Genomic DNA, 17,058 nt, shown 5'->3' with positions numbered 1-17,058 from the left:
CCAGGCTGAGCGTGCAGTCGTGCGCGGAAGCCGGTGTCCGCGGAGTTGGTGAGTGCTGGAGGTCCGCTGACCAACGGTCTGGCAGGGTGGCGGTATGGGCCGGGTGCTGAAGGTTTGTCTGAACGGGGATCGCCGGCGGGCCGACCACGCGGCGGTGCCGATCACGCCGGTGGAGCTGGCCGACGACGCCTTTGCCGCCGTGGCTGCCGGGGCGCAGGTGATCCACCTACATCCGCGGGGAGCTGACGAGCGCGAGAGCCTGAGGTGGGACGACGTTCGCGCGGCCGTGGCCGCGGTGCGTACTCGGTGTCCCGGGTTCCCGGTCGGCGTTTCGACGCGGGAGGAGATCGTGTCCGCCCTGGCTGACCGGCTCGCCCTCTTGACCGACTGGCGTGGACCCGACGACGACGGACCCGACTTCGCCAGCGTGAACTGGCACGAGGACGGAGCCGAGCAGGTCGCCGAGGCCCTGCTCGGCCGCGGAATCGGTATCGAGGCCGGCCTGTTCACGCCTGCCAGTGCGCGCAAGTTCCGGGCGTGGGCCGGGCCGGTCGTCCGGGTCCTGGTCGAGGCGTTGCCCGGGATCTCACCGGGAACCGACGGGGTCACCGCGGCCCGCGACATCCTGGCCGAGGTCGACACCGTCCACGAGCTCGTCGTCCACGGCGAGAACGAGTGGACCTGGGACGTGCTGGACTGGGCACGGACCGAGGGGTACGGGCTGCGGGTGGGGCTCGAGGACGTACTCACGGCGCCGGGCGGAGCCACGGTCACGGGCAACGCCGAACTGGTCGAACTGATGAGGGGGCAACGATGACGGTACTGGTGACGGGCGCGACCGGGAACGCCGGCAGCGCGGTGGTCCGGGCACTCGCGGCGGCGGGGATCCCCGGTCGCGCGCTGGTCCGCAAGGAAGTGGAGCTGCCGACCGGGATCGAGCCGGTCATCGGTGACCTCAATCGGCCGGACACGTTCGCGTCCGGGCTCGCCGGGGTGACGGGGATGTTCCTGCTCAGCGGGTACGAGCGGGCCGAGGAGTTGCTGAAGAACGCGGCCGACGCCGGAGTCCGCCGGATCGCGCTGCTGTCCAGCAGTTCGGTGGTCGGGACGCGGACGGACAACGCGATCGCGGCGTACCACCTCGCGGCCGAGCAGGCGGTGACGAGTTCGGGGATGGCCTGGACCTTCCTCCGGCCGAACAGCTTCATGACGAACACGCTGCGCTGGCTCGACCAGCTCCGCGCCGGCGACGAGATCCGGGTCCAGTGGCCCGACGTCGCGGTCGCCACGATCCACCCGGACGACCTCGCGGAAGTCGCGGTCCGCGCCCTGACCGAGGACGGCCACGAGCGCACGGCGTACCGCCTGACCGGGCCGGTCGCGCTTCGTCCGGCCGAGCAGGTCCGCATCCTCGGCGAGGCACTCGGCCGGCCCCTGCGCGCGTACGAAATGGAGGACGCCGAGACGATCGCCGAGCTGCGCGCCACGATGCCCGAGCAGTACGCGTCCGCCTTCGAGAGCTTCTACGCCGACGGCATCATCGACGAAACCAGCGTCACCGACGACGTCCAACGCGTCACCGGCCACCCACCCCGGACCCTCGAGGCCTGGACCCAGGAGAACAAGGCGCTGTTCTCCTAGACCGAGATCACGCAGAACTCGTTGCCTTCGGTGTCCCGCAGGACGATGAAGTCGTGCTCGTCCGGATAGTCCCAGGAGTCCGGCCGGGTCGCGCCGAGGGCGACGAGGCGGTCGACGTGGCGATCACGGTCGCCGGTGTAGAGGTCGAGGTGGACCGGCGCGGGATCGTCCGGGATACGCCCGGCCCGCTGGAGCAGGACGTCGGGTCCGGTCCCGGCCGGGTCGCTCAGTTTGGCGAACTGGTCCCCGGCTCCGATCGGCCCCGGCCCGTCGTACCCGAGCGCCGCGGACCAGAACGCGGCGGCCCGGTCCATGTCGGTCGCGTTCACACAGATCGTGGCCAGGCGCAGATCCCCGACCTCGGCAGGACGAGCGGTCATGGTTTCCTCCAGAAGCCCAGGCGTGGGCCGGTGTGGTCGAAGGTGGCCGGCATCGGACCTGCCAAGGCCTGCCGGGTGGCGGGATCGAGGTCGAGGTCGTACTGCGCGATCAGGTGGCTGACCGCCGCGCTCGTGCTGAGCAGGACGACGTTGCGGCCCGGACAGACCGCCGGTCCGGCGCTGAACGGGATCAACGGCCAGTCGCCGTCCGAGCGACCGTCCAGCCAGATCCCCGGCTCGAACGAGTTCGCGTAGCCGAGGGCCTCGTCGTCGCGATGGAACACCGAACTGACGATCGCGAACTGCGTCCCGGCCGGCGCGGTCCCGCCGCTCCACCGCGTCTCGGCCCTGCTCTCGCGCAGGATCACCAGCGTCGTCGGCCAGAGCCGGAGCGACTCCTCGACCGCGGCACCCGCCTGCGCGAGCAAGGGCGACTCGTCCGGATGACGTGCCTCGGCGGCGATCCGCTCGCGGTCGTCGGGCCTCACCGCGAGGACGGCGAGCAACCGCCACACCGCGATCCCGGCGGCGTCGAACGCGAACAACCAGTGCGGCACCTGCCCGACCGGGTCGAGCCCGTCGGACGGGCCCTGCCGCAGCGCCTCGACGAGCGAGCCCGGCTCCGCCTTCTCGACGTACTCCGTGAGTCGTCCCTCGAACCGTCGGCGGGACGCCTGGTTCCGCGGCCGGAAGCCGGCCCAGTTCGCGCCACCGCGGAGCGAGTCGAGCAGGTCGGTGAGTTCGGTGTCGTCGCGAGCCGAGTCACCGAGCACGATCCGCCGGACCACCCGCGACCACACCGCCCGGAAGTCCTCCCAGCCCAGCGTTCCGCGGAGATCGCCGAGCTCCTCGGTGACGATCTCCTGCATCCGCTGCCCGTACCGGTGCACGGGTCGGTGGGCGTCCAGGACGTCCTCGTTGAGCTTGCGCCGAGGTGCGCGCAACGGCGGATCGGTGACGAGTACCGCGTGCGGCTGGAAGTGGCGGAGTGCGGCGACCTTCTCGGTGGTCGCGGCCGAGAACGGCTCCGGCGTCTCGTCGAGCAACCGCCAGACGTCCTTCGGCGCCAGCACCAACGCCAACGTCCGCCCCGGCACCCGCAGCACCAACGGGCCCGCGCCGTACCGAGCCCGCAGCTTGCGAATCCGGCGCAACGACCGATCGTCCGCCTGAACCCGATCAGCCAGCCGACTCCACGCCGGCCGCCGCAAGACGGCCCCCTGAGCCACCACGGGCAGCAGCACATCCCGCAGCACCCGACCGGTGTCGAGCAAGGAAGCAGTAGCCAAAGACCCCGACATCCCGCCCCGGTGCCCCTCGCCTCTGGCGAGCAAACAGGCCTTACGTGTTCGGGCCGAGGGCGGCTATGTATTCGGCGCCGGTGGTGACCGTGCCGAAGCGGGGGAAGATGCGGGTGACGGCGAAGTCGTGGGACGGGGCGTCGAGGCCGGTCATGGCGTCGGCCAGGTAGAGGGTGGCGTAGCCGTGGTCGTCGGCGCTGCGGCCGGTGGACTCGACGCCGAAGTTGGTGGCGATGCCGGCGAGGGCGACGGTGGTGATGTCGCGGGATCTGAGGGCGTCGTCGAGGCCGGTGTTGTGGAAGGCGCCGACGGTGCGCTTGACGATCTCCAGGTCCGCGGGTTGCGGGTCCAGCTCCGGGGCGAGTTCGCTGCCGTCGGGCTGGACGCCGACGCCGGGGCGTTCGACCCGGACATGGACGACCAGGCCACCCACCGACCGGGTCGCCTTGGCCAGGGCCACCGAGCGTTCGAGCACCTCACGACCGGTGAGCGGGGCGGTGTCGAGCGCGATGATCCGCGGCATCAGGTCGATCAGTACCAGCGCCGTCCGCCGCGGCTCCAAACTCAAAGTCGTCACTCATCGACCCTAGTTGGTCCGGGCCGCGCCCCGGCAAGGGGCGCGGCCCGGATGATCAGCCGAGGGACGCTGCCAACTGGTCGGCGAAGGCGGTGTCCCGGGCTTCGGCCGAGAAGCCGAGCCGGTACGTACCCCCGGCGTAGGTCCCCACGGGGAGAGGCCGGCCGCCGGGTTGCCAGAGCGGTTGCCACGCGACGGCGCCGTTGGGTGGGTCGTACCAGTGGTTGTCCTCCGACCAGGCCGAGCTCTTCCGGTACGCCGTGACGACGCTCAGCCCTGGACCGCTCGCCATCGACCATGTCGGCAGGCCCGCGACGTCCCCGTTCCGGTCGAATCCACCGGGATCGCCCTGGTCGGGCAGCGCCGAGTCGACGTTGAGCGCGGCCTCCCAGACCGACGCCGTGGTCTCGCCGTGAACCGTCCACGTCAGCCGCATGTCGAACGTCCGCGGACCGAACGCGAACGACCAGTCCGCCGTCACCGGTTCGTCGTTGAAGCTGATGCCCTTCAACGCCAGCGACTCCCGCCCCGCATCCACCCGGGCAGCCGGACCCGACGTGTCCGTTGCGCCGAAGGCACCGACCGCGAGGTACGGCGCCGTCGCACGGGACGACGAGTCGAGCGCCGGCCGGTACTGCGAGCGCCCGGCCGGATCCACGTCGAGCTGGGTCAGCGCGCTCCGTGGTGTGGTCTGGACGGTCGCGCGGTAGTACGGCGTACTGACGACGCGCCCCCTCGTCACCTGGAGCTTGCTGAAGTCCAACGGCGCGACGTACAGCCCGCCCTTGCCCCAACCGGCACCCGTGACCCACCAGTCCGCGCCGTCCTGCACGACCTCGGCAGCGTGCGCGGGGATCGTCCCGGCGAGCTGGTCGATCGTGAACCGCAGCGGGTCCTTGCTCTTGTAGACCTTCGTCACCTCGTACCCGCCGTCGCAACAGACGAACAGGTACCAGTCACTCCCGCGCTGCACCACGAACGGCGACTCCGTCGGACCACCGAACGTCCCCGTCGCCGGGTGCTCGAACGCGGTCCGCCGCTCGCTCCAGTGCCGCAGATCGGTACTGGTGCGGTAGGCAACGATGTGGTTGCCACCGGCCGGGGCCGAGTTCGCGGTGTAGTACATCACCCACTGGTCACCGACCCGGCGCACCATCGGGTCCCGCCCGTCGAACCCGTCGGTGAACAGTGGGTTCGCCCCGTCCCGGGTCCAGTGCACGAGGTCCGTCGACGTCGCCAGGTGCATCCGGTACGCCGTGTGGTCGGGCGTCCCGGCCGCGTAGTACATGTAGTACGTGCCCGCCTCGTACAGCACGTACGGCGCCCAGATGTGGTTCTCCCCCGCGGCCGGATCGGCGACCAGTGCGGGTGGTTGCTTGGTCCACGGCCCGTTCGGCGTCGGCGCGGTCGCGTGGCCGAAACTCTTCTCGTCGAGCGGGTTCGCCGGCTCTGCGTGGGTGATCGCGTACACGTGCCAGGTGCCGGTCCTGCGGTCCTGGACCAGCGTGTGGTCGTTGTAGTACCAGCGCTCCGTCTCGCCCACGCTCGGGTCGTACACCTTGACGAAGGGGCCTGCAGCAACCACCTTGCCGACCTGGACGAAGGGGACGCTCCGGACCCGGTCACCGGGACCGGTCGCCGTGGCCGGCAGGGCCGCCGTGCTCAGCACGGCGGCACCCACCAGGACGGCGAGGATTCGCCGCCAGCCCATCAGGTCAGCTCCAGGTCCAGCAGGTCGACGCCGACCAGGTAGTTGGTCGCCGCCGCGTTCTTGCCGGTCAAGGTGATCGTCAGCTGGTGCTTGCCGGCGGCGAGGTTCGCGGTACCGAGCTCGGCCCGCTGCGTACTCACCCCGGACGCCAGGTATCCGTCGAAGCTGGTCTTGTTGTTGCCGTCGACACTCAGCTCGGCGATCCCGTAGTCGGCCGCCTTGGTCAGCACCGAGGACAGCTTGTACGTCCCTGTCGTCGGCACGGCGAACTCCAGCACCACCTTGTCGCCGGCTTTCGACCCGTGGATCCACAGCTGGCTACCGCCGGACCAGCTCACCCCGCAGCAACTCCCCTGCGGATCCACCGGCACCGTCGCCGACACCGCCGGCAACAGCGACTCCGCCTCGACCCGCAACGTGCTGCCCGAGGTGCCGTCGGCCGCCGCCGACCGCGTGCTCTCCCGACCGGCCAGGTCGACCGCGGTGACCCGGTACTTCCAGGCCTCCTTCAACCCGAGCCCCTTGTGCAGGAACCCCGGGACCGTGCTGCTGCCGACCAGCTTCTCGGCCGCCCCGGCCTTGCTCCCGTACACGTTGTACTTGGCCACGCCGCTCTCGTCGGACGCCTCCGACCAGGTCAGCCCGATCGCGTTGTCGGTCCGGCCGGCGGCCTTCACGTTCTGCACCGTCGCGGGCGCCTTGTTGTCGGCGTATGGGCGCACCAGCGACTGGACGGCGTAAGCGGCGGCGGTCCAGGCCGGGCCGCTCGGCCGGAGTTCGACGGTGAGCTTCGTCCGGCCGGCGGACAACGCGGCCGGGACCTGGAAGTTGTCGTCCAGCCAGCGCTGCTTGTCGTTGCCGAGCGGCTGCAGCCAGGTCCCCGCGTCCTTGCCGTTGACAACCACCTTCGCGGACTGCCAGGCGGTCTTCTGGTCACTCGTCCGGCGCAACGTCACGCCCTGGTTGGCCGGATCGACCTTCACGGTGAACCGGATCGGGCTCGTCGCCGACCGGACCTGGTCGGTCAGCCCGGTGTCGTCGTGGTCGCCCTCGTAGACCGAGGTGAGGTCGGCCGTCTGCGCGTTGCTGTCGGTGTACCCGTGCGCCGACCGGCTCGCCGCGTCGCCCGTGTCGATCCGGTCGGTCTCCTTCGCCCCGAACCTGTCGGTGCTGTAGAGGTACGCGGTCGAGCCGTACATCGCGGCGTGGTCGTTCTGCTGGCCGTGCTCGATCCCGAAGGTGAGCTGGTTCTGGAAGTCGATCGCGTCGGTGATGTGCAACCGCCAGGCGCCGTCGCACTCGACCTTGCACGCCCCCGTCTTCACCTCGTGCCCGGAGTTCCCGTGGAACGGCGTCGAGTACGTGCCCTGGTTGAAGTACCAGCCGGACTCGTAGTAGTCCTCGGTGCCGGTGCCGTAGATCGCCGGGGTGCGTTCGCCGTCGACGTACACGCGCTCGTCACCCTCCAGGTACCCGCGGGTGTTGCCGTCCGGCTGCAGTCCCTCCATGGTCTGCGTCACGCCGACGAACTTGCCCCGCCCGGTGGTGTCGGCGATGGTCCAGTCCTGCCCCATCACCGGCTCGGCCCGGTGCGAGATCGCGGTGAAGTACCCGCTCTTCCCGGTGACCAGGTCGACCGCCTTGCTCGCGTCCCGGGCCGCCGTCACCTCGGCGGTCCCACCGCGCAGCGCGTACTGCGAGGTGTTCACCAGGGTGACCGTGGCCTTCGCGAGGTGCGGCATCGGCCACCACGAGGAGTACCAGCCGTCCGGGTCCATCCCGAAGAACAGGCTGCGAACCGGGTACTCGCCGAGGCCGGAGCCGAAGTACTCGCCGATCGGCGCGTCCACCCGCTTCTTGCCGTCCACGGTGACCTGGACCCGAACACCGGCCAGCAGCGCGTCGGACGGCTTCACCCGCTCGGCGTCCTCGGGCGTCGCGGCGTACGGCATCGAGTTGCGGCCGCTCCAGTTCTGCTGGGTGATCGCGTACCCGTGCGCCTGCTCGTCGGCCAGGTGCTCCGGGCCGAGGTCGAAGGTGTCGGTGCGCTTCGCGGTGCCGCCGACGATCGAGTCGGCCCAGTAGGTGAACTCGTTGAAGTCGAGGTCGGAGGAGACGAACTCGTTGCGGATCCGCAGCTCGGACCTGCCCGCGGTGACCGACGCCGGCAGCTCGACGACCTGGTCGTACCACTGCGCGCCCTCGGCCTTCAACGGCGCCCACTCACCGGCCTCGACCCCGTCGACGAGCACCTTGGCCCGCTGGTTGCCGATCTTCAGGTCCATCCGCCGGATCAGCTTCACCCCGGTGTTGGCCGGGTCGACCTTGACGGTGAACTCGCTGGTACCGACGTGCGCGCGGCCGTCGTCCGAGACCGACTTCAGGTCGAGCCCCTGGATGCTCGGCAGCTTGAGCCGCAACCCGCTGAGCTCGCCGGGTCCGTTCAGATCGGCCACCTTCACCTGCTGACCAGGGGCCAGGTCGACCGCCTTGCTGGTGGTCTTCGCGGCCGGGTTGGCCGGCTTCGGGTCTCTGGTCCCGGCTGCCTTGAGCAGGTCCACCACGTCCTGGGCCTTGTCGGCCGGATCGAAGGTGGTGACCCCGTTCGCGTCCGGGAACTCGCGGTACCCGACGTGGTAGAAGTACGGGTTCTTCTCGACCGTGACGCGCATCGACCGGCGGTACGGCATCGGGACGCGGATGTACACGCCGCCGCTGGTCTCCAGGGCGTTCGCGACCAGCGGGAACGTGAACGGCGCACCGAGCTTGCCGTCGACGACGTCCTGCAGGGAAGCGTCGACGACCTTGCGGCCGTCCAGCTCGACAGTGATCCTGCCGGTCGCGCGGACGTCGCCGCCGTCCCGGGTGAACCAGATGGTGCCGACCTCACCAGGGCCGGCGTCCTCGGCGATCACGCAGCCGGCCGAGGTGGTCTTCAGGCACGAGTACGTGCCCTCGAACCCGTCGTTGTTGGTGCCGTCGCGGCCGAAGCTGGAGAACTGCTTGGTCCGGACGCCGGTCTGGAGTTCGGGCAGCCGGTCGAGGTGGCGGTACACGTCCCACCCGACCGGTCCGTTGCTCCCCGAGGCCGTCGCGGCGGACCCGGAACCCGGGGTCGCGGAGGCCTGGGCCGGGGAGACGAGGGGAAGACAGAGCAGGGCACCGAGGGCCAGCGCGGCGAGTCGGCGGGTTCTGGTCATGGGCGGCCTTCCGATTCCGGGAAATCGATTTCTCCGGTTTCTACCATCGGGCCGTCGTGCTTGAGAAGAGTTCGAAGCCGTTTACTTCCTGCGCACGATCTGCTAATTCGCGCGGGCGTGCGCAGCAGGTGGAGAACCCGGCCGAGAAAGCGCTGTCCAAAGGCTGGCCCGGTGCGCCGGACCGGGCCGTCGCGGGACAGACTGGTCTGGCAATCCGACGTTCAGCACTCACCCGCAGGAGACTTTTCATGAGCTCTGCCCCAGCCCAGATCGGCGTCACCGGCCTCGCGGTGATGGGCCGCAACCTGGCCCGGAACCTGGCGCGCAACGGGTTCCGTGTCGCCGTTCACAACCGGTCCAAGGGCCGCACGGACGCCCTGGTCGAGGAGTTCGGCCACGAGGGTGAGTTCGTGCCCGCCGACGACCTGCCCGCGCTCGTCCAGGCGCTCGAGCAGCCGCGCAAGATCATCATCATGGTCAAGGCCGGCGAGCCGACCGACGCCGTCATCGACGAACTGGTCCCGCTGCTGGACCAGGGCGACATCGTCGTCGACGCCGGCAACGCGCACTTCGCCGACACCCGGCGCCGGGAGAACGCGCTGAAGGAGAAGGGCCTGCACTTCGTCGGCAGCGGCGTGTCCGGTGGCGAGGAGGGCGCGCTGAACGGCCCGAGCATCATGCCGGGCGGTTCGCCGGAGTCGTACGCCGCGCTCGAGCCGATGCTGACCAAGATCTCCGCGCACGTGAACGGCGAACCGTGTTGCGTGCACGTCGGCCCGGACGGCGCCGGCCACTTCGTCAAGATGCTGCACAACGGCATCGAGTACGCCGACATGCAGCTGATCGCGGAGTCGTACGACCTGCTCCGGCACGTCCTCGGCCTGAGTGCCGCCGAGACGGCCGACGTGTTCCGGGACTGGAACAGCGGCGACCTGGAGTCGTTCCTGATCGAGATCACCGCGGAGGTGCTGAGCCAGGTCGACGAGTCCACCGGGCAGCCGTTCGTCGACGTGGTGCTGGACCAGGCCGAGCAGAAGGGCACCGGCCGCTGGACCGTCCAGGTCGCGCTCGACCTCGGGATCCCGGTCAGCGGCATGGCCGAGGCCGTGTTCGGCCGTTCGCTGTCGGGTGACGTGGTCCGGCGCGAGGCGGCGGCCGGGGTACTGCCGGGGCCGGCCGACACGAAGGCCGATGTGGACCGGGCCGCGTTCATCGAGGACGTGCGGCACGCGCTGTACGCGTCGAAGCTGGTCGCGTACGCGCAGGGGTTCGACGCGATCCGGGCGGCCAGCGAGCAGTACGGCTGGGACATCGACCTCGGCGCGATGGCGAAGATCTGGCGCGGCGGCTGCATCATCCGGGCCGTCTTCCTGGACCGGATCAAGGAGGCGTACGACCGCGACCCGAACCTGCCGTCGCTGCTCGTCGACGACTACTTCAAGGAAGCCGTCGCGAACGGCCAGGAGGCCTGGCGCCGGGTCGTCGCCACCGCGGCCTCGGTCGGCGTCCCGGCCCCGGGCTTCTCGGCGGCGCTCTCGTACTACGACGGCCTGCGCGCCGAGCGGTTGCCGGCGGCCCTGATCCAGGGTCTGCGCGACCTCTTCGGGGCGCACACCTACCGGCGGGTGGACCGCGACGGCGCGTTCCACCTCGACTGGTCCGGCGATCGCAAGGAGCACAGCGCCTGACACGCTGAGCGACCACCGCGGTGGTCTTCGAGGCGCCGGCCGGGTTGGCGCTGGGGTCGAACGTATGTTCCAATAGACTCTCAGCGCCAGCCCGCTCCGGCGGGCTAAGTCACTTCGAAGGAGATCGCCGCACCGATGACCGTAGACACTCTGGCAGTAGAACCGCAGACCGACGGCACCGACACTCCCGAAGGCGCGATCACCAGTTCTCCGGCGACCGCCGAGACCACCGCGAGCGCGACCACCGCCGCGGCCGGTTCGGTGGCCGACGACGCCGCCGACTCCGCGCCGGCCGAGACGAAGCCGAAGAAGGCACCGGCCAAGAAGGCCGCCGCGAAGAAGACCAAGACCCTCGAGCTGACCCTCACCGTGACCGGCACCGCCGACGGCGAGTGGCATGCCGAGCTGAAGCAGGGCAGCAGCTATCTGGCCCGCAACCTCGCCGTCGCCGCGGCCGCCGTCTCCCGCGCCGCCAAGGAACTGCACGAGGATCTCTCCACCCCGATCGACGAGGTCATCGAAGCCGCCCGCGAACAGCAGGCCGCCAAGGTCGCCGCCCTCGAGGCCGAGCTGGAAGCCGCCCGCAAGGCGCTGGCCGACCTCGAAGACTGAAACCCCCACAATCCCCGCAGCCGGCGAGCGGCCTTCCCCCGCAACCCGGCGGCGGCGTCCTCGGGAAGCCAGGCGTCCGGCAACCCCAGGACCCCTGAGGAGCGCGCCGGGCCGACCATGTCGGCCCGGCGCGTCAGCATCCGCACCACCCCGGAAACCCCCAGCCCGGCGCCCCGCTCACCCGACCTCTCGCAGGAACAGCATGAGGCTGTGGGTTCGGTGGATTGGTGAGTTGGCGGGTGGGTTTGTTGTTACCTGGGTTCGCGGCGATCGGTCTTCCTGTGGTGCCTGGGAAAGAGCTGTGACGTATTCGGCACGCCGTTTTCGTGGGCAGGGGTGTGCAGACCGTCGTACGGTATTTGCTCTGGGCCGTCCTGGCGCGCCCTGGCCGCTCCGAGCCGAAGGGGTCAGATGAGCACCTTCCAAGACCTGGGATCTCTGTTGCTGGTTCGCGGTGCGGACGAGCTCGACCATGCGGGCGGCACGTTGTACGTGCACCTGCACCGCGTCGCCAAGCGGCTCACCACGCTCGGTGCCTCCGACCAGCTCGTCATCGCGGGGCTCGCGCACGCGGCGTACGGGACGGACGGGTTCCCGACGCACCTGTTCGACTGGCAGCAGGAGCGCCCGGTGCTGGAGGCCGTGATCGGGGCCGACGCCGAGCTGCTCGTCTACCGGTACGGGTCCTGCGAGCGGGAGACCACCTGGCGCGATCTCGCCGAGCACCGGACCGTGACGGACCGGTTCACCGGGACCTCCGAGGAGCTGTCCACCGAGGACCTGCGCGACTTCGTCGACCTCACCATCGTCAACGAGCTCGACGTCCTCGACCACGCCCCGGCGATGGCGCCGAAGCTCCGCCCGTTCCTCCAGGAACAGGTCCCGCGCTGGCAGTCGCTCGCCTCGCCGCAGGTCCTTGCCGACGCCCACCGCGTCCTCCAGCTCTGAGCTGCCCGGTCAGTCGGGTTCTTCGGCGAGTTCGCGCATCGTCGTGACGAGCAGGCCGAACAGCAAGGCCGTGAGCGCGACCGCGGTACACAACCAGATCGGCAGGCCGCTCACGAGGATCACCACGGCCCACACCACCGGACCCACGTGTGCGCCGGCCAGCCGGCGATGGCGGCGGAGCAGGCGCAGCAACCACGGGATCGGCATCCCCAGCGGCGCCAGCACCACGAACGTGACGACGGCGAGCTCCCAGCCGCGGACGTTCAGGACGAGCCCGGTGATCAGCAGCCAGCCGAACGGGGCAAAGACGAGCAGCCACCACGGTGGTTGCCAGGTGTCGAGCTGAGCGGCTTCGTCCGACACGGCAACTGCGCCTCCTCTGGAGTCGTCCCCGTGCATTACGAGTCTGGCAGGTCCGGGGTGCATTCCTGGAAAACGCCGTGCGGACGACGCATGATCGACCCATGGCCCAGTACGAAGTCATCGCCCGCGCCCGGCTCGACCGGCGGCTGACCTCCGCCGCCTACCTCGAACTCGCCCTCGACTCCCAGTCCCTCGACAAAGGCATGCGCTTCCAGCGGATCGACGAGCTGCCCGACGGCCGGGTCGCGATCGTCCTGCAGCGCAAGCTCAGTCCGCGCAAGCACGACGAGGCCGCGCTGATGGTGAACCGCAGCCTGGCCCAGCTCGGGATCCCGGCCGCCCGGGTGCAGCAGATCGACCTGATCCGGATGTCCCGCAAACGCGGCCGCACCCTGGTCCGTTCCTGGGTCGGCCCGGACGGATCAGGCGGCCCTGGTACCGCGGGCGATCGCGAACCGCGCTCTCCCAAGCCGGGCCCGCCGCACCTGTCCGAGTCGCTCGACCTCCCCACGGACTGACCACCCGGACCAAGCACGTCGTACCAGCCACCCGCCGCGCCGAAAGGGGTTACGGGGTGAAGACCTCGAACGGGGCGGCGAGCTTGGTGCCGAGCCGGGTGCCGGTGGCTCGGGCCAGGCCTTCGAGGAACTCCTCCGGGTCGAAGTCTGGCCAGTTCAGCCCGCGGATGTAGGCGTCGTGGGCCTTCAGCGACGCCACGCCCTGCGCGAACGTGTCGGTCGTGTCCGCGGCGTGCTTGCTGTTCGGTGATCCGGCCGCCCAGACCTCGCGGACACCGTTCCAGCGCTCGCCGGTCTCGGCGAAGATCCACCGATTCGCGGCGTCCCGGGTGGCGTCCAGGGTGGCCCGGCCGGTGTTGATGTGGTCGGCCTGGTTGAGCAGCACGTCACCGTCCCAGGTATCGCGGAAGTTGTTCGTGATGACGATCTCCGGCTGATGCCGGCGGATCACTTCGGCGATCACCTGGCGCAGCGCCACGCCGTACTCGATCGTGCCGTCCGGCTGGCCGAGGAACTCAACCTGCGAGACCCCGACGATCCGGGCCGACTCGATCTGCTCGGCCTCCCGCAGCGGGCCGCACTCGGCCGGCGCGAGGCCGTCGATCCCTGCCTCGCCCGAGGTGAGCAGGCAGTAGACGATCTCCTTGCCCTGCCCGGTCCAGCGGGCGATCGCGGCCGCGGCGCCGAACTCCAGGTCGTCCGGGTGTGCGACCACGGCGAGCGCCTTCTGCCAGTCCTCGGCGAGTGGTTCCAGCGGTGTGACAGTCATCTTCGCAGGCTAATCGGAACCGTCCCGGCTGGCGACGGTGAACCGGCAAGGTGCCTCAGGCGCCGAAGACCTGGCGGGTGTAGGCGTTCTCGAACGCGCGGTGCGGGTCGAGCCGGTGCCGGACCGCGAGGAAGTCGTCGAACCGCGGGTACCGCTCGCGCAACCGGTCCGCGGTGAGCGTGTGCAGCTTGCCCCAGTGCGGCCGCCCGCCCACCGCCGCGACGATCTGCTCGAACGCGGCGAAGTACCGGCTGTGGTCGAGCCGGTGGTACTGGTGGATCGCCACGTAGGCCGTGTCCCGCCCGTACGCCGTGGACAGCCAGATGTCGTCGGCAGCGGCCACCCGCACCTCGATCGGGAACGGGATCCGCTCCCCCGACCGGTCGATCCAGGCCCGCAACTGGTGCAGGACATCGACCACGCGCTCCCGCGGCAGGGCGTACTCGGACTCGCGGAACACCACGTTGCGCTCCGAGCAGAAGACCCGGTACGACGCGTCGACGTACTCGCGGGCCGACAACGCCCGGGACGCCACCTGGTTGATCCGCGGGACCAGGCCGGGCCGGCGGGCGGCGAGCCGGTTGGTCAGCTCGAACACCTTGTTCGACAGCAACTCGTCGTCGATCCAGCCGCGGACCGGGCCGACCGGGGACGCGCCGACGCCGGGCGCGACCCGGTTGTTCCGCTTCGTCAGCGCCAGGTCGGTGTGCGGGAACCAGTAGAACTCGAAGTGATCGTTGCTCTCGGCAAGCGCATCGAAGGTGCCGAGCACCTCGGCCAGCGGCAGCGGCATCTCCTGGGCCCGGAGCAGGAACGCCGGCACGCACTGCAGCGTGACCGAGGTGATCACGCCGAGCGCGCCGACCCCGACCCGGGCCGCGTGGAACACGTCCGCGTTCTCCTCGGCCGAACAGGTCAGTACCGACCCGTCGGCCGTGACCAGCTCCAGCCCGGCCACCTGGGTCGCGAGCCCGCCGAGCTTGGCGCCGGTGCCGTGGGTCCCGGTCGAGATGGCGCCGGAGATCGTCTGCTTGTCGATGTCGCCGAGGTTGGCCAGCGCGAGATCGAACGACGCGAGGCCTTCGTTCAGCTTGCGCAAGCCGGTCCCGGCGCCGACCGTGACCCGGCCGGTCGCCTGGTCCGCGGACACGATCGAGGCCAGCCCGTCGAGCCGGACCATCACCTGGTCAGGAACCGAGCAACCGGTGAACGAGTGGCCGGAGCCGACCGCCTTGAGCTTGCGGCCCCGCTCGGCCGCGCTCTTCACCAGGGCCGCGGTCTCGTCGGTGGACGTCGGGCGCAGCACCTCGACGCCGGTCGCGGACTCGGTACCGGCCCAGTTCCGCCAGGTGCTCATCCGAAGTTCTTCCCCTCGCCTCGGTAGCTGACCAGCTCGGTCACGGTCCCGCCGTCGATCGCGTGCAGCCGGTCGAACCGTTCCAGCATCTCGCCCGCCTTGGCGTACCGCATCCAGACGCGGTCCCCGATCTTCAGCCCGCGCGCGTGCTCACCCTGGACCGGCGTCTGCACCTCCCCCGCGCCTTCGGTCCCGAGCAGCTTGAGCCCGAGCGGCCAGCTCGGCAAGGGCAACCGCGACTTCTTCGCCGGCCCGGACGCGACATACCCGCCGCCGAACAGCGTCGCGATCCCCTGAGCCGGACGGCGGACCACGCCGAGCGCGAACGCGACCGCGGGCTCGGGCCGGAACACGTCGTACCGGTCGAAGAGCGTCGGCCCGTACAGGCCGGAGCCGGCGGTGACCTCGGTGACCGCGGGGTCGGCGCTGCTGACTTCGAGGCTGCCCGTCCCGCCGCTGTTCACGAGGCGGAGTGGGGCGAGTTGCTTCACCGCGTCCGCCACCGCGCCACGGCGCTCGGCCAGCTCGGCGGCCGAGCGGCGCTTGACCCAGCGGACCGCCGGCGAGGTGTCCGGCAGACCCGCGATCTGCGCTTCGTAGAACATCAGCCCGGCCAGGTCGAACGCGCCGTCGGCCGTGACCCGGCGAGCCAGGTCGACCACTTCCGCCGGAGTACGCAGCGGGGAACGCCGGACACCGAGATGGCGGCCGAGGACGCGGAGGGAGGCGTCCACGTCCAGGCAGACGCGGAGCCGCTCGCCCCCGCCGGTCACCGTCTTGAGGAACGCGAGGTGCTCGACGTCGTCGATCATCAGCGTGATCCGCGCGGCCGCCTCGGCGTCCTGGCTCAGCTCGCGGAGTGCGGCCCGGTGCACGGTCGGGTAGCCCATCAGGATGTCGTCGACACCGTTCCGCGCGAGCCACAGGGCCTCGGGCAACGAGTAGCTCATCACCCCGTGGAACCCGGGCACGGCCAGCGCCTCCGCGAGCAGGGCCCGGCACCGGACCGACTTGGACGCCACCCGGACCGGCGTACCGGCCGCGCGCCGGACCAGGTCGGCCGCGTTCCGCCGGAACGCGGCGAGGTCGACTACGGCGTACGGCGGATCCAGGTCCGCGGTGAGGCGCTCGTAGGTGGCGAAGTCACCCATGTCAGGAGTTTAAGCCGAACAAAAACTGAAAAGTAGTACATCTTTTATGCCGAATCGATCACAGCTTCCAGCTCTGGAGTCACGCTCCTTGTCCAGTCGGTGTCCGGCTCGGCTAATTGGGCCGCGACCAGCGCGATGGTGGATCCACGCACCACTGAGACCTCGGTGAACGACTCGGCGCCCGCGTACCGGCGTACGGCAGCCGCGGCCGACTTCTCCGACCACAGCTCCTCGACACCGAGCTGCGCGTCCTCAGGAGAACCGCACGCAGCCATGCGGGCCTGGTACCCGCTGTAATACGCCGATGCCTTCCCCGCATCACCGAAGCGCAGCAGCAACGCAGTAGCCGGCCCGTCATTCCCCGTCCGATACGAGGCTTGCAGTGCGTACTGCGGTACCGGCAGCGCCCCGGTCGGCAGCTTGTTCGCGCATCCCACGGGCAGCGCCTCGTACGCCGCCTGGTGCGCCTCCCGTTGCCGCGTCCACGTGTCGTTGCCGAGGAACCCGGCCTCGGCACCCCCGGGATCCGTGTACGTCTTCCAGCCGTTGCCGAGCTTGTCCGCGGGCGGGAGGTTCTTGCTGGAGACAGGTCCCGCCTCGGCCGGCGGCGGGACCGTCGCCTGCTCGGGCAATGCGGGCGGTACCGCGGCGTCGGTCGGCTTGGCCGTGTTCGGCGTCACTGTGGGCACGGGCACCGTCCCGCCCACCACACTCGGGATCGGCGTGGTGGGCTTGGTCGGCGCAGCGGCGGCCGGCTCGTCACCGGTGGCGGAGCTGCACCCCACCAGCAGTCCCGCCACGGCCGCGCTCGCCAGTACAGCTCTCCCCGTAGCGATGATCGG

At 70.5% G+C, this 17,058-nt stretch carries 16 protein-coding genes; 6 read left to right on the top strand and 10 right to left on the bottom strand.

From position 1 onward, the window contains the following. The first annotated feature begins 94 nt into the window (after window positions 1-94). Window positions 95-817, top strand: a complete 723-nt coding sequence (locus FB561_RS17635) for a 3-keto-5-aminohexanoate cleavage protein (RefSeq protein WP_145807993.1) — start codon at window positions 95-97, stop codon at window positions 815-817. Then, entirely contained in the window at window positions 814-1,641 is an 828-nt protein-coding gene (locus FB561_RS17630) for an NAD(P)H-binding protein (protein WP_145807991.1), read from the top strand. The genes FB561_RS17635 and FB561_RS17630 overlap by 4 nt, the downstream gene beginning before the upstream one ends. Here the strand turns inward: FB561_RS17630 and FB561_RS17625 are convergent. The 5 genes from FB561_RS17625 to FB561_RS17605 form a co-directional block, all read right to left on the bottom strand. Continuing rightward, window positions 1,638-2,021 carry a VOC family protein gene (locus FB561_RS17625; protein WP_145807989.1) on the bottom strand — a complete coding sequence of 128 codons (384 nt, stop codon included), beginning with the start codon at window positions 2,019-2,021 and terminating at the stop codon, window positions 1,638-1,640. The genes FB561_RS17630 and FB561_RS17625 overlap by 4 nt on opposite strands. Beyond that, window positions 2,018-3,175, bottom strand: a complete 1,158-nt coding sequence (locus FB561_RS17620) for a cytochrome P450 (protein WP_170284690.1) — start codon at window positions 3,173-3,175, stop codon at window positions 2,018-2,020. The genes FB561_RS17625 and FB561_RS17620 overlap by 4 nt, the downstream gene beginning before the upstream one ends. A gap of 187 nt (window positions 3,176-3,362) precedes the next feature. Next, complete coding sequence (locus FB561_RS17615) at window positions 3,363-3,899, bottom strand: isochorismatase family protein (RefSeq protein ID WP_238334882.1); 537 nt, start codon at window positions 3,897-3,899, stop codon at window positions 3,363-3,365. 55 nt (window positions 3,900-3,954) lie between these two features. After that, a complete protein-coding gene (locus FB561_RS17610) occupies window positions 3,955-5,610 on the bottom strand; it encodes a family 43 glycosylhydrolase (RefSeq protein ID WP_145807985.1) in 1,656 nt (551 codons plus the stop codon). Continuing rightward, complete coding sequence (locus tag FB561_RS17605; protein WP_145807983.1) at window positions 5,610-8,810, bottom strand: DUF2961 domain-containing protein; 3,201 nt, start codon at window positions 8,808-8,810, stop codon at window positions 5,610-5,612. Before FB561_RS17605 ends, FB561_RS17610 begins: the two co-directional genes overlap by 1 nt. Before the next feature lie 248 nt (window positions 8,811-9,058). On the opposite strand from FB561_RS17605, the gene gndA reads away from it, so the two are divergent. The 3 genes from gndA (at window position 9,059) to FB561_RS17590 (ending at window position 12,058) form a co-directional block, all read left to right on the top strand. Continuing rightward, window positions 9,059-10,498 (top strand): NADP-dependent phosphogluconate dehydrogenase, encoded by a 1,440-nt coding sequence (gene gndA, locus FB561_RS17600; RefSeq protein WP_145807980.1) that lies wholly within the window; start codon window positions 9,059-9,061, stop codon window positions 10,496-10,498. Window positions 10,499-10,633: 135 nt separating this feature from the next. After that, the gene (locus FB561_RS17595) at window positions 10,634-11,110 is read left to right on the top strand and encodes a DUF6319 family protein (protein ID WP_145807978.1); all 477 of its coding nucleotides are present in this window, start codon (window positions 10,634-10,636) and stop codon (window positions 11,108-11,110) included. Window positions 11,111-11,521: 411 nt separating this feature from the next. Then, window positions 11,522-12,058 (top strand): DUF6817 domain-containing protein, encoded by a 537-nt coding sequence (locus FB561_RS17590; protein WP_145807976.1) that lies wholly within the window; start codon window positions 11,522-11,524, stop codon window positions 12,056-12,058. A 9-nt stretch (window positions 12,059-12,067) separates the two neighbouring features. Here FB561_RS17590 and FB561_RS17585 read toward each other — a convergent pair whose 3' ends face one another. Continuing rightward, complete coding sequence (locus FB561_RS17585; RefSeq protein ID WP_145807974.1) at window positions 12,068-12,421, bottom strand: hypothetical protein; 354 nt, start codon at window positions 12,419-12,421, stop codon at window positions 12,068-12,070. A 101-nt stretch (window positions 12,422-12,522) separates the two neighbouring features. On the opposite strand from FB561_RS17585, the gene FB561_RS17580 reads away from it, so the two are divergent. Next, on the top strand, window positions 12,523-12,939 hold the full coding sequence (locus FB561_RS17580) for a hypothetical protein (protein WP_145807972.1): 417 nt from the start codon (window positions 12,523-12,525) through the stop codon (window positions 12,937-12,939). A 49-nt stretch (window positions 12,940-12,988) separates the two neighbouring features. Here the strand turns inward: FB561_RS17580 and FB561_RS17575 are convergent, their stop codons facing one another. The 4 genes from FB561_RS17575 to FB561_RS17560 are packed head-to-tail and all read right to left on the bottom strand — an operon-like array spanning window position 12,989 to window position 17,016. Next, window positions 12,989-13,708 (bottom strand): PIG-L deacetylase family protein, encoded by a 720-nt coding sequence (locus FB561_RS17575; RefSeq protein WP_145807970.1) that lies wholly within the window; start codon window positions 13,706-13,708, stop codon window positions 12,989-12,991. 55 nt (window positions 13,709-13,763) lie between these two features. Then, window positions 13,764-15,065: a D-arabinono-1,4-lactone oxidase gene (locus tag FB561_RS17570; protein WP_145807968.1), complete on the bottom strand. Its 1,302-nt coding sequence runs from the start codon at window positions 15,063-15,065 to the stop codon at window positions 13,764-13,766. Then, window positions 15,062-16,216 (bottom strand): amino acid deaminase/aldolase, encoded by a 1,155-nt coding sequence (locus FB561_RS17565; RefSeq protein ID WP_145807966.1) that lies wholly within the window; start codon window positions 16,214-16,216, stop codon window positions 15,062-15,064. Before FB561_RS17565 ends, FB561_RS17570 begins: the two co-directional genes overlap by 4 nt. 44 nt (window positions 16,217-16,260) lie before the next feature. Next, window positions 16,261-17,016, bottom strand: coding sequence for a hypothetical protein (locus tag FB561_RS17560; protein WP_145807964.1), 756 nt, complete (start codon window positions 17,014-17,016; stop codon window positions 16,261-16,263). Window positions 17,017-17,058 lie beyond the last annotated feature (42 nt).

The sequence above is a fragment of the Kribbella amoyensis genome (genome assembly GCF_007828865.1).
GTDB lineage: Bacteria > Actinomycetota > Actinomycetes > Propionibacteriales > Kribbellaceae > Kribbella > Kribbella amoyensis.
This window is presented reverse-complemented; position numbering and strand designations above follow the sequence as displayed.